Annotated in this window: 11 protein-coding genes and 1 pseudogene; 7 read left to right on the top strand and 5 right to left on the bottom strand. The window is 72.0% G+C overall.

The annotated features are described in order from the left end of the window. The first annotated feature begins 54 nt into the window (after nucleotides 1-54). From LC193_RS09420 to LC193_RS09410, 3 genes are read left to right on the top strand one after another with little or no spacing between them, the layout of a single operon-like run. A complete protein-coding gene (locus LC193_RS09420) occupies nucleotides 55-507 on the top strand; it encodes a nuclear transport factor 2 family protein (protein WP_226073276.1) in 453 nt (150 codons plus the stop codon). Between the two features lies 1 nt (nucleotide 508). After that, entirely contained in the window at nucleotides 509-961 is a 453-nt protein-coding gene (locus LC193_RS09415; RefSeq protein ID WP_226073274.1) for a nuclear transport factor 2 family protein, read from the top strand. Nucleotide 962: 1 nt separating this feature from the next. After that, the gene (locus LC193_RS09410; protein WP_226073272.1) at nucleotides 963-1,949 is read left to right on the top strand and encodes an NADP-dependent oxidoreductase; all 987 of its coding nucleotides are present in this window, start codon (nucleotides 963-965) and stop codon (nucleotides 1,947-1,949) included. 190 nt (nucleotides 1,950-2,139) lie between these two features. Here LC193_RS09410 and LC193_RS09405 read toward each other — a convergent pair whose 3' ends face one another. Then, nucleotides 2,140-3,315, bottom strand: a complete 1,176-nt coding sequence (locus LC193_RS09405) for a Dyp-type peroxidase (RefSeq protein WP_226073270.1) — start codon at nucleotides 3,313-3,315, stop codon at nucleotides 2,140-2,142. Nucleotides 3,316-3,418: 103 nt separating this feature from the next. Between LC193_RS09405 and LC193_RS09400 the strand changes: the two genes are divergently transcribed. After that, entirely contained in the window at nucleotides 3,419-4,762 is a 1,344-nt protein-coding gene (locus tag LC193_RS09400; RefSeq protein ID WP_226073268.1) for a right-handed parallel beta-helix repeat-containing protein, read from the top strand. Between the two features lie 7 nt (nucleotides 4,763-4,769). On the opposite strand, the gene LC193_RS09395 is transcribed toward LC193_RS09400, so the two are convergent. After that, entirely contained in the window at nucleotides 4,770-5,618 is an 849-nt protein-coding gene (locus tag LC193_RS09395) for a hypothetical protein (protein ID WP_226078529.1), read from the bottom strand. Between the two features lie 141 nt (nucleotides 5,619-5,759). Between LC193_RS09395 and LC193_RS09390 the strand changes: the two genes are divergently transcribed. Then, nucleotides 5,760-8,273 (top strand): SdrD B-like domain-containing protein, encoded by a 2,514-nt coding sequence (locus LC193_RS09390; protein ID WP_226073265.1) that lies wholly within the window; start codon nucleotides 5,760-5,762, stop codon nucleotides 8,271-8,273. A 157-nt stretch (nucleotides 8,274-8,430) separates the two neighbouring features. On the opposite strand, the pseudogene LC193_RS09385 reads toward LC193_RS09390, so the two are convergent. Then, nucleotides 8,431-8,631: pseudogene (locus LC193_RS09385) on the bottom strand (carboxylesterase family protein); the annotation flags it as partial. Between the two features lie 149 nt (nucleotides 8,632-8,780). After that, the gene (locus tag LC193_RS09380; protein ID WP_226073263.1) at nucleotides 8,781-9,398 is read right to left on the bottom strand and encodes a TetR family transcriptional regulator; all 618 of its coding nucleotides are present in this window, start codon (nucleotides 9,396-9,398) and stop codon (nucleotides 8,781-8,783) included. A gap of 151 nt (nucleotides 9,399-9,549) precedes the next feature. Between LC193_RS09380 and LC193_RS09375 the strand changes: the two genes are divergently transcribed. Beyond that, nucleotides 9,550-10,410: an enoyl-CoA hydratase/isomerase family protein gene (locus LC193_RS09375; protein WP_226073261.1), complete on the top strand. Its 861-nt coding sequence runs from the start codon at nucleotides 9,550-9,552 to the stop codon at nucleotides 10,408-10,410. A 213-nt stretch (nucleotides 10,411-10,623) separates the two neighbouring features. Here LC193_RS09375 and LC193_RS09370 read toward each other — a convergent pair whose 3' ends face one another. Then, on the bottom strand, nucleotides 10,624-11,466 hold the full coding sequence (locus tag LC193_RS09370; protein WP_226073259.1) for an NAD(P)H-binding protein: 843 nt from the start codon (nucleotides 11,464-11,466) through the stop codon (nucleotides 10,624-10,626). Nucleotides 11,467-11,594: 128 nt separating this feature from the next. Between LC193_RS09370 and LC193_RS09365 the strand changes: the two genes are divergently transcribed. Continuing rightward, nucleotides 11,595-11,954, top strand: coding sequence for an MmyB family transcriptional regulator (locus LC193_RS09365; RefSeq protein WP_318842138.1), 360 nt, complete (start codon nucleotides 11,595-11,597; stop codon nucleotides 11,952-11,954). The last annotated feature ends 529 nt before the right edge of the window (nucleotides 11,955-12,483 follow it).

Below are 12,483 nucleotides of genomic sequence, written 5' to 3'. Positions count from 1 at the left end.
CGGCTGTTGAATGAACACGCCAGCAAGAATGCCGAGAAAAAGGAGGTGTTTTTCGTGGAATCCACTGAGCGGCGCTCACCGGAGCAGGTGCGCGAGCGCAACATCGCGACACTGCGCCACTACTTCGACCTGTTGCAGCGGAAGAGGACGGAGAACTGGATCGACCTGTGGGCGGAGCGGTGCGTCGCCCGCACGCCCTACGCGCCCGGCGGCCTCCCCAGGCTGCTCACCGGCCGCGCGGACGTCCACGCGTTCTACCGGGACCAGGTCGCCGCGTACCGGCGGGTGACGTTCGGCGAGGTGACCATGCTGCCCATGGACGACCCGGGCCGCGTGGCCGCGCGCTGGTTCCCCAAAGGCGAACTGCTCTCCGGCGACGACTACGCGAACGAGCACTTCGCGGTCTTCGAGTTCGACGCGGCCGGCCGGATCACGGCGCTGACCGAGTACTTCGACCCGGCCGCGCTGACCGCGCTCGCCCCACCCACGAGCACTGGAGCTGTCTGACATGGCGACCCCCCACACGGCGGAGCTCCCGGCGGCCGCCCGGCAGGCGCGCAACATCGACTCACTCCGCCGCTACTTCCGGCTGCTCGAAGAGGGCGACATCGACAGCTGGGCCAGGCTGTGGGCCGCCGACGGCACCCAGCTGGTCCCCTACGCCACCGGCGCCCTGCCCAGGGAGGTCAACGGGCGGGACGACATCCGCACCCTTTACCGGAACATCGCGTCGGGCTTCGAGCGGCTGCGCTACCTGCTGCTCGAATTCGAGTTGCTGGCCGACCCCGACATGATGCTGGCCCGGTGGCGCCCGCGCTGCGAACTCGTCGGCGGCGGCATCTACACCAACGAAAGCGTCGGCCTTTTCCGCTTCAATTCCCACGGGGAGATCGTCCACTTCATCGAGTACTTCAACCCGGCGGGATTCGTCGAGAACTACGACAGTTTCTCGGAGGGCTGACATGCGCGCGATCGTGGCGGACGGCTACGGGGGTTCCGACGTGCTCGGCCTGCGGGAGGTGCCACTGCCGTCCTTCGGCCCCGACGACGTCCTGGTGCGGGTCGTGGCCGCCGGCACCAATCCGGCGGACTGGGAGTGCCGCAGCGGCCTGGCGGCCGACTGGTTCGACGACGGCCCTTACGTGTGGGGCTGGGACGTGTCGGGGGTCGTGGAGGCGGTCGGTGACCACGTGACCTCCCTCGCGCCGGGCGACGAGGTCTACGGGATGCCCCGGTTCCCCGAACTCGCCCAAGGCTACGCTGAGTTCGTCGCCGCCCCGGCCGACGAACTGGCGCCCAAGCCGCGCGGCCTGCCGCACCAGCTGAGCGCGGCGCTGCCGTTGAGCGGCCTGACCGCGTTGCAGACCCTGGACCGGGCCGGGGCCGCGGCCGGGCAGCGCGTCCTGGTCCACGGGGCCGCGGGCGGCGTCGGCCACCTCGTGGTGCAGCTCGCCAGGGCCCGCGGCTGCCACGTGATCGCGGTGGCGCGGCCCCTCGCGCACGCCGCCCTGCGCGATCTCGGGGCCCGCGAGGTCATGGACGCCGACCGCCTCCGCGCGGAGGGGCCGGGCCGGGAGGTCGACGTGGCGGTGGACTGCGTCGGGGACGACGCGCTGCTCGACGTCGTGCGGCCCGGGGGCGTGTTCGCCCGGGTGCCGGGCGCGGCGGCGGGCCCGGGCGCGCTCGCGCGGCCCGCCGCGGCGCGCGGGGTCCGCCTGGTGCACCACGTGGTGCACCCGGACGGCGCGGGCCTGGTCCGGCTGGCGGAGATGGTCGAGGCCGGAACGCTGATGCCGCGGGTCTCGCTGGTGCTGCCGCTCGCCCAGGCCGCCCTCGCCCACGACGTGATGGAACGGGGCCAGGGGCTGGCGAAGATCGTGCTGAGCGTCGCGCCGGAGCCCACGGGCGACCCCGGGGCCCCCTCGGGGCGCCTGGTCGGCTCCGCCTGAGGAACCGCGCCCCCGCCCCGGCCGCGCGGGGCCCCTCGCGGGGGGCCGGCAGCCCACCGGCCGCCCGCCCGCCGGCCGGCCCGCGGTGGGCGGTGGACGCACCGCCCACCGCCCACCGCCAGGCCGGTCGCGCCCTGCCGCGCCGTTCGCGAAGACCCGTCGGACGGGCCTCGCGCGCGGTGTCGGCGGGTCAGCCGAACAGGGTGGAGCCGAGCGGCCGTCGCGGGCCGTAGCCGGGGAGGATCAGGAACGTCGCGCTCGCGGTCGTGGTGGTGAAGGTCAGCAGCGCGTCGGAGGCGTCCATGCGCGCGAGCGTGGCCGTGAAGGTCCGCAGGTCGTTCTGGAAGCTGATGAAGAGCAGACCGGGGACGGGGGCGTCGATGCTGTAGGAGCGGCGGAGCATGTGGCCGACGCCGACCGCGGTGGGGTGCGCCCTGCGCACGTGGGCGTCCACGGGGACGAGGTAGCGCCCGTCGGGCGTCTTGGCGCCGAGCCCGGGGGCCGAGTCGGCGCTGCCGCCCGACAGGGGCACGCCGCTGTCCCGGCGCCGCCCGAAGACCGCCTCCTGCTCGGCGACGGACAGTCCGGCGAACCGCGCCAGGTCGATCTCCATGCGCCGCAGCACGGCCAGGGTGCCGCCGGCGACCTCGGGCGGGCCGGCCAGCCACAGGTCGCGTTCCTGCTCGGCGGTGGTGTGCGGGCCCACGATGCCGTCGATGAAACCGAGCAGGTTGCGCGGCGCCGAGCGGCCCTCCGCCACGGGCACCTCCGCACCGCGGCGGCCGAACTGCCGCCAGCGCTCCTGGACGCGGTCGCCCGCCCGGCCCAGCAGCGCGGCGGCGGCCAGGGGCAGCAGCAGCGGGTCGCCGGCGCAGATCTGGATCAGCAGATCACCGCCGCGTTCGCGCGGGGCGACGCACTCGCGGGAGAACGCCGGGAGGTCGGCCGCGCCCGGCAGTTCGGCACCGGCCGTCCGTACCAGCCGCGGGCCCACGCCGACGGTCACGGTCACATCGCCCGGGGGCAGGCCGAGCAGGCGCGGGTCGGAGCCGGCGGTGAGGGCCTGGACGGTCTCGCCGAGTTCGGCCAGCAGCGGTCCCGGCGCCACCTCGGCGCCGAGGTCGGCCACCAGGGCGAGCAGGTGGGGCTGGGCCGTCAGGGGAAGCGTCACGCCCGCCTGGTACCGGCCCGTCGCCGCGACCGGCGCGGGCCCGGCCGGTGCGGGCGTCACGGGAGGCGCGGGGTCGCCGGACCGGTCGGACCGTGCGGAGTCCCCCGAGCAGCCGGCGAGGAGACCGGTGGCCACCGTGGCACCCGTGACGTCGAGGAACGCGCGGCGTGACGGTAAGCGGTCGGCGCGGTGCATGCTGCGTACGATGCCACACCAGGGCCGAGCCCGCCGTCCAACCGGCATATCGCGACGGGGAGTTCGACGCAACGGCGGACTGACGCCGTGTCAGACTGCCCTCATGTCTCGATTGGCTCTTCGCGTGATGGCGGCTGCCCTGGGAGCGGCGGCGCTGGTGACCGGTTGCGGCGGCGGTGGCGGCGACGGATCGGACGACGAGGGGCGGCGCCCTGACGGCGCGGAGGTGACGATCCGGGTGCCCGCCGACGCGCCGACCATCTCGGACGCGGTGTCCCTGGCCCGGCCTGGCGACCTGGTCCTGGTGGCGCCCGGCGTGTACCACGAGTCGGTGCGGATCGACACCGAGCGCGTCACCCTGCGGGGCGAGTCCCGGGCGGGGGTGGTCATCGACGGGCAGGTGCGGCGGCCGAACGGCGTGGTCGTCACGGCGCCCGGGGTGGCCGTGGAGAACCTGACCGTGCGGAACAACACGCACAACGGGGTGCTGGTCACCGGTTCCGCGGCGGCGGTCGACGCACTGCCGGGGAGCGGCGGGTACGACACGGGCGACGAACCCGTCAGCCTCCTGGAGTCGTTCCTGGTGTCGCACGTGACCGCGACCCGCAACGGCCTGTACGGCATCTACGCGTTCTCCGCGCAGAACGGTGTCATCGAGCACTCCTACACCTCGGGCGGTGCGGACTCGGGCATCTACGTCGGCCAGTGCAGGCCGTGCCGGATCGTGGTGCGGGACAACGTCTCGGAACTCAACGCGGTCGGCTACGAGGGCACCAACGCCAGTGGCGACCTGTACGTGGTCGGCAACCGCCTCGTCGGCAACCGCGTCGGACTGACCACCAACTCCGACCACCAGGAGAAGCTGCTCCCGCAGCGCGACGCCGTCTTCGCGGGCAACCTGATCGCGGACAACCAGCAGCAGCGGACGCCCGAACAGGCCGACGGCGGCTGGGGCATCGGCATCGGCGTCGACGGCGGCAGCGACAACCGGTTCATCCGCAACCTGGTCGCCGGCCACGCCAACGCCGGGCTCGTGATCACCGCGACCGCCGACCTGACGGCGGACGGCAACCGGATCACGGAGAACACCTTCACCGGCAACGGCGTCGACGTCGGCTTGACGTTCCCCACCGCCACCCGGGGGCAGGGCAACTGCCTGGAGGGGAACGAGCTGCGGACGACCGTGCCCGCGGACCTCGCGACCACCGCGTCCTGCCCCGTCCCCGCCACATCCCCCACGCCGCACGGCAGTTGGCGCGGCCCGGCGGCGCCCGCGGGCATTCCGTTCACCGACGTGGCCGCGCCGGGCCCGCAGCCGGAACTCCCGGAGGCCGCGACGGCCGGCGTCACCGCCGTGCCGGGCGTTCCGGAGCTCCCGGCCGTCGAGGACATCGCGCTACCGCCGCCGTCGCTGCTCGCCGACGGCGCGCGGGTGCGGACCTCGTGAGCGGGGGCTACGGCGCCGGGGCGGCTTCCGGCAGCGGCGGGACGGGGGCGTACGCCTGGGTGTCGAAGTCGAAGAGCACCGGCTCGGGCGCGGAGGCGATACCGGCCTCGACCCGGTGCATGGTGCCGTCCGAGCCGATCCAGTAACGCACCGACCGCGACGTACCGGTGCCGGTGCCGCCGTCGGGTCCTTCGGTACCGGACTCGGCGCCTGCCTCCGCGTCGGCCTGGGCGCGCGGCCCGTTCATGATGTCGGTCCGGTGGCCGCGCACCTCCTCCCGCCCGACCCAGGCGGCGCCGTTCTGCGGCAGCAGCGCGGCGTTGTCCGGCCGGTCGCTGCCGAGGTCCAGCACGATGGCCAGCGCGCTGTCAAGCGTCATCCCGGATGTCACCAGTGGACGGCTGTGCCAACCGGACGCGGGCGGCGACGCCGGGGCGACCTCAGGGGGGTCCGCCATGGGATGGACGAGGACGGTGCTGCCCGTCCACCGGATCAGCCCGTCGCTGGACGCGTCGCGCCCTGACCCCCGCACCACCCCGTAACCGGTGTGGGTGCGGTAGTCGACCGACGCGGTGATGACCAGCCCGCCGCCGACGTTCGGCACCTCGATCGTCACCGCCCGGCCGCCGGCCTGGTAGTTCAGGAATCGCGTGACGGCCAGCCGGTCCACCTCGTCCGAGGTCAACGCCCGCGGGGCGGCGCGTTCTTCACCGTCGCGGAGCAGGATGAAGGCGCCGGTCGCGGCGGCGGCGACGCAGACGACGGCTGCCGCGGCCCACCGTAATCGCGCCCACCGGCGTCGCCGCCCGGTGTCGGTGCTCCGCGCCTCGGCGCCCCGCGCCCTGCCACTCCGCATGCTCCGCACGCGGCGCGAGCATAACAGTTCTCGCCCAGGCGCCCTCGAACTCCGCGATCGACAAAAAATGACGGTCCATCAACTGTAGTCTCACCTGCGGAAGTTGCTGGGCTCATGTCAGTCCAGGACGAAGGGAGCGCTATGCGATTAGGTGCACTGCTGCGGACGGGGCTGTCCGGCGTGCTCCTGGTGGGGGGCGGCGTGGGCACGACCCTGGCCGGCGCAGGACAGGCCGAGGCCGCGACCTCCGACGGCACCCTGACCGTCGAGGTACTGCGGGACTTCTTCGGCACCGGCGTGATCAACGCGACCATGGATGTGCCCCAGCGCGGGATGCGGGTCGATGTCACCGACCCGGAGGGCAACCGCGTCACCGGCGTCACGGACGTCACGGGAAGAGTCGTCGTACCGCCGTCGGACGAGCTGACCGGCGGCCGGTACCGGGTCGACGTCACGGTCCCGGAACCGTACCAGGACTACCTGCGGGCGGCGCCCGCCTCGACCGCGCCGAATCACTTCGACAGCTTCACCTCGTTCGTGGACGTCTCGGACGGCAAGGACGACTCGGTCACCACCGGCGTCTGGAACCCGGCCGACTACGCACTGCCCGAGTCCCGCTACTTCGTGCCGATCCAGAGCGGCGCGGGCGGAGCGGACACCCGGGCACTGGTGGCGTTCGGGACGGACGCCCGGGGCATCTGCCCCGATCAGGAGGCGTGCCCCGAGGTCCTCAACACCCAGGACCAGGTGGGCACGACCTACGGACTGGCCTACGACCGGTACCGAGACCAGCTGTTCCAGGCGGCGTTCGCCCGGCGGTACACCGAGTACGGGCCCGAGGGCGGCGGCGCGATCTACGTCCAGCCGGCCGACGGCGGTGATCCGGCGCTGTTCGCGACGGTGCCGGACGCCGCGGAGACCCCGCACGACACCGGCAACCTGATCAAGGACGCCGGGTTCACCGACGCGCCGGGCAAGGAGAGCATCGGCGGCCTGGCCCTGTCGGAGGACGGCTCGACCCTGTACGCCGTGAACCTCCTCACCCGCAGCCTGGTCAGCTTCGACGCGACCGGGCCCACGGCATCGGAGCCCGAGGACACCGTGCCGATCCCCGACCCCGGCTGCGCGTCGGCGGGGGACTGGCGCCCGTTCAGCGTGGCCGCCCACGACGGCAGCCTGTACGTCGGGGGCGTGTGCAGCGCCGAGAGCACGCAGGACCGCGCGGACCTGAGGGCCGTCGTCGCGACCTATGACGGCGAGGAGTTCACCACCGTGCTGTCCCAGCCGCTGGACTTCGAACGCGGCCAGGTGCACGCCAACAACTCCGGCCTTGAGCAGAACAACCACTGGAACCCGTGGAACACCGACCTGGCGGACTGGGACTCCTTCCAGGTGGGCGGCGCGATGATCAACCCGCAGCCCTCGCTGGCCAGCATGGCCTTCACCCGCGACGGCTCGCTGATCCTCGGCTTCCGCGACCGGTTCATGGACATCGTGAGCTGGGGCGGCCTCGACCCGAGGCCGGGCAACGACACCCCGCAGAACGGGATGTCGGGCGGCGACATCAACATGGCCTGCGCCCGGCCCGACGGCGGATACGACTGGGAAGGCACCGGCATCTGCCCCGACCACGCCACGGACCCGACCCTCGACGGGGCCCAGTCCGGCAGCGTGGTCGAGTACTTCCCCGGCGACTTCTTCCCGAACGGCGGCTCCGCGACCCAGCCGGGGCCGCACCAGGAGTCCGCCCTGGGGTCCGTCGCCTACATCCCGCAGCAGCAGTGGGTCGTCAGCACCCAGATGGACGCCGCCGGCCGGGTCATCACCAGTGGAACCGGCTACTACGACGTCGCCACGGGCCTCGGCCCCGGCAACGACCCGGTCGAGAACGCGTACGAGTTCGTCGGCCCGAACCAGAACGGGTTCGGCAAGGCCGGCGGCCTCGGCGACATCGCGTACGCCGCGGCGAACGCGCCGATCCAGATCGGCAACGTGGTCTGGTACGACGGCGACCGCAACGGCCTCCAGGACCCGGGGCACATCCTGCTGCCGGGCGCGACGATCAACCTCCTGGACGCCGATGGCGAACAGGTCGCCACGACCACGACCGATGCCGCCGGCGAGTACTACTTCGGCGGGGTCGGCGCGGAGTACGAGCTGACACCCGGCGCCGACTACACCGTGCAGTTCGACGTCTGCACGGCGGACACCAGCGAGGTACCGGGCCAACCGGCCGCCGCAGACCTGCGGTTCACCCTGCCGCGCGCCGGTGGCGACACGGTCCACGACTCCAACGTGACCCCGCCGACCTCAGGCCGGCTCTGCAACGGCTACGCCCCGGTCACCGCGCCGGCCACCCCGGGAGGCGTCGACCACACGATCGACGCCGGCGTGCACATCCCGGAGCCGGAGGCCCCGACACCGCCCCCGGCGGATCCGACGGACCCGGCGCCGAACCCACCGGCGCCCAACCCGCCCGCCGCCAACCCCCCGGCGCCCGACCCGCCGGCGCCGATCGACAGGGGACCGGGCGGCGGCCTGGCCCAGACCGGTACGTCCGGCCTCGGCACCGCCGTCGCCCTCACCGCGGTGCTGCTCGGCACGGGCACCGCGGCGGTCCTCATCGCCCGTCAGCGGCGCGTACGACTCCACTGACGCGGGGACCCCACCGACGGGCCGGTGCACCGCACCGGCCCGTCGGCACGACCGGCGCCAGCGGCTCAGGATCCGCCTCCGTCTCCCGAACCTGTACGAGCACGCTCTCGGCGCCGTCATCGGTAATCGGTAACTCGACCGCACGCATGAGAGATTCCCCGCTGCCGCTCTGCACGATCGCCCGGCGGAACAGCCCGGTGGCCTCCGGGGTGGCGAGAACGCCGCCGACGACGGTCGCTCCGGCCGACTGGCCGCAGAGGGTGACGTTGCGCGGGTCGCCGCCGAAGGCGGAGGCGTTCTCCCACACCCAGCGCAGCGCCGCGACGATGTCGAGCAGACCGCGGTTGGCGGCCGCCCCAGACGGCCGGCCCCGGGTACGCGCTGGTCTCACGGATGACGGCGAATCGTCACCGCGAAGCGTTCGACTTGCTCCCTCGGCAGTCACCGACGAACGCACGCGGCGTCCCCGGGCAGTCGGTCGGCCCCATCGTGATCAGCGGTCGGTACCTAGAGCGGAGCGCCCCTCCGAGGGCGCGCCGGGGTGGAGAAGGCGGCGAACGCGGCGTCCAGCAGGTCGCCGAGGTCTTCTCGGCCGCCGTTCGCGCTCCACTGTCCGAGGACGATCCACAGGCATTCGAGCGCTGCCGCGGCGCGCACGTTGGCGACGACCGGTGATTCGTCGGCCGGGGAGGCCGTCTCCCGCAGCCGGGCGACGATCTTGGGCCGCCATTCGGTCTGCTTTTCGCGGAGCCGTGCGCACAGGGCCGGGGTCTGGTCGACGAGGCTGAGAATCGTCACGAGGTGCTGGACATCGCGTACGAGGAAGGTCACGGCTGATTCCAGGGCGTTGCGCAGCCTGCTCCAGTCGTCCTCGTCGGCTCGGTCGGCGTCGAGCGCGTCGGCGATGACGTCACCGACGGGGTCGAAGACGAACAGGACCACGTCCTCCTTGGTGCCGAAGTAGCGCAGGAAGGTGCTCCGCGACACTCCGGCGGCCTCGGCGAGGTCGGAGAAGGTGACCTGGTCGAAGCCGGTGAGGCAGAACCGGTTGAACGCCACGCGGGCCAGCTCCGCCCGTACCGCGTGGCGGCCGATCTCACGGGTACCGACGGGTGCTGCACTCATGGAACCAAGTGTACTGCGCCGCACCTGTTTGCTTACATGCACCTCAGAACCTAACCTGATACTGAGTGTCAGTCGCGACGCTGGGAGTCGTGGCGCTCATCCAGTCGGCGCCGCAGTCACGCGCCGGCCTTCTGCGAAGTGGAGCCACCTCATGAGCTATGACGACCTGTCCGCCCTGACGATCGACGTCTCGGGCGGGGTCGCGACGGTGACGATCGATCACCCGCCGCTCAATCTGATGGACGCGGTCCTGCTGCCGTCCCTGCGGGCGTTCGTGGCGCGGGTGCGTGACGACGCCGACGTCCGCGTCATCGTCTTCGAGAGCGCCGACCCGGAGTTCTTCATCGCGCACGGTGACATGGCGTACCTCACCGACCCGGACGCGCTGCCCGCGGCCACCCGCGCCGCGATCGCGGCCGCACCGGACGCGGCCATTCCCGAGGGGCTGAACATCCTCCAGGCGCTGAGCGAGGAGGTCCGCTCGCTGCCGCAGGTCACCATCGGCAAGCTCGCGGGTTTCGCGCGTGGCGCGGGCAACGAGTTCTTCATGTACCTGGACATGCGATTCGCGGCGATCGGCACGTCAGGGCAGGGGCAGCCTGAGTCCTTGATGGGCATCCTCCCCGGAGGCGGCGGCACGGTGAACATGACGCGCCTGGCGGGCCGGGCCCGCGCGCTGGAGCTCATCCTCGGCGCCGAACTCGTGGGCGCGGAACTCGCGGAACGCTACGGCCTGATCAACCGTGCGCTGCCCGCCGGGGAACTCGACGCATTCGTCGGCACCCTGGCCCGACGGATCGCCGGCCTGCGGCCGGAGGTCGTCTCCATCACCAAGGCCGCGGTCGACGCGATCGCTCCTCCCATCCCTCACAGGGCATATGTCGTGGAGAACGAGGGCCTGTACGCGGCGTTCGGCGACGACGTCAAAGAACTCGCCCATAAGCTGCTCGCTGCCGGTATCCAGACCCGCGAGGGCGAACGGGACCACGAGCGCATCGCCAACAGCATCTGAACGCCTACTGGGGGGTGAACCCGTGGAGGCGTGGGGCCTGACGGCTCGTCGCCTGTGCGGCACCACCGGGGCATGCGGTATCCACAAGTGAGCGGGCTGACCGTCGAACGGCAGCAGCTCCGTCCTTCAACCCGGTGCGGCGTCGCATCATATGATGCAGCACTGTGCTCTTCACGGGATGTCCACCCGAGTGCGAGTTCTGCTGCTCAAGCACTATCGCGTCCACTCGTACGCGTGATCGGAGACGAATTCGGCAAAGGCGCGCGGCGGGCGGCCGGTCAGTTCGAGCACCGCAGTGCTGACCTGTTCTTCGCGTCCCTCTTTGATTCCACGCTCAACGGCTGCAAGGGCGTCAGCGAACTCCTTCGGCATCCCGGAAGCACGGTAGGCGGCAGCCTGTTCCTTCTCCGTTATGCGCTCCACTCGAACCTGTCGGCCGGTCTGCGCTGTGATGATGTGCGCCGCCCGCGGGTAACTCATAGCGTGCGGCCCGGTGATCAGGTAGTCGCTTCGAGCGTCCCTCTCCAGGTCGGCCAACAGCGCGGCCGCACTGGCCGCGACGTCCCGCGCATCGACCCAGCCCAACTCGCCGTCACCGGCTGCGGTGCGGATCTCACCGGATCGATGGATGCGCTCGGCCAGTGGGTGGGGGCGCAGGAAGTTCTGCATGAAGCCCGATGCGCGGAGTACGAGCCCTCCGGGCTGAGCCTGAACCCGAGCGGCCAACTCAACAGCGCTGCGCGCGTTCGGCAGCACTATGGCCGAGCCGAGCATCACGAGGCGTTGGATTCCGGCCCGCTGCGTTTCGCGCAGGAACGGCTCGACCAGCGGCAGCGGGTCCACGCTTTCCACTGGTGCGAGCAGGAATGCCCCATCCATTCCATCGAGCGCAGGTCCGAACGTCGTGGGGTCGTCCCAGTCGAAACGGATAGCGTCAGGATCGGCTGCGGCCGTCCTCCGACTGGCGACCCGGGCCCGCACGCCGACGTTGCGAAGCAATCGCACCAGCGTCCTGCCGGTCTTTCCGGTCCCTCCGGTCACGAGTATGCGGGGCATCAGTGCTCCTTCCTTTCGAGTGCGTCGATCAGCCCGGCGAGACCGCCGGCAGCGACGGCCGCCGACAGGGGGCTCCAGGTGTGCTGGACACTGCTTCTCCTCGTAGTCAACGGGCCGACCGGACCAGCATGCACATCAATTCGGGGGCGCGGGACGGACAGCCAAGCCCCGGACCGGCAGTGCGAGGCTCGACTGGCCCTGCCTGTGGCAGCATGGACGGAGTGAGCAGTTGGGAGCTCGCGGACTTTCTCCGCCACCGCCGCGAGGACCTGCGACCGGAAGATGTGCTGACCGAAGCGTCGCGTCCACCAGGCCACCGCGCCCCTGTGCGCCACATTCCTGGCGTACGAAAGAGCATGCATCACCCCACACTGGGTGAGCTGGCAATCGATCGGCACACCCTCGACCTGCCAGGATCAGGTTGCTCCCTGGTGATGTACACAGCGGAGGCCGGCAGTCCCAGCGCCGCTTCGCTGAAGAGCCTTTGACCGCCACCACCGCGCGGAGCCGCGGGGGGACGGTCGGCTGAGAGGTGTCCGGCGTATTCGGCGGCAGTGTTTCGGGGGCGATCCCCTCGACAGCGACCTGCCTGACCGTCGCCTCGGGCCGCGTCTGGTACGGCGTGACCATGTTCGGCCGCATGTGTGCCTGGTCCGCCGGAGTCCTGGGCTGTACGAATGGCTCAGTCGCGGACCTTGTCGAGGCGCTTCCAGGGCAGGCGTCACTCCCCATCCGCAGCAGCGGTCGGGTCCGATTCCAGGGCGGCTGGGAATTCCGGCGCAGGCGGGGGCGCGGTGACGAGGCAGGGCCCTTCGTCGTCGGCGTGGTGTTTCCACCAGCACACCGACGACCGAAGGGGCCCGTTGGTTCCGCCTCCTGCCACGCTCGACGCTCCGCACACGCTCGTCGAGTGTCCCCACCGACCGAGCCCGCGCCGATCAGCCGTACCACTCGCAGTAGCACAGGAAGCACGGCGAACGTGCAGGTCATCGCACGCCCGGACGGCGCACCTGACGC

This window comes from Streptomyces marincola (genome assembly GCF_020410765.1).
Taxonomy (GTDB): domain Bacteria; phylum Actinomycetota; class Actinomycetes; order Streptomycetales; family Streptomycetaceae; genus Streptomyces; species Streptomyces marincola.
The sequence above is the reverse complement of the archived record's forward strand: the minus strand, read 5'-3'. Positions and strand labels throughout refer to the sequence as shown.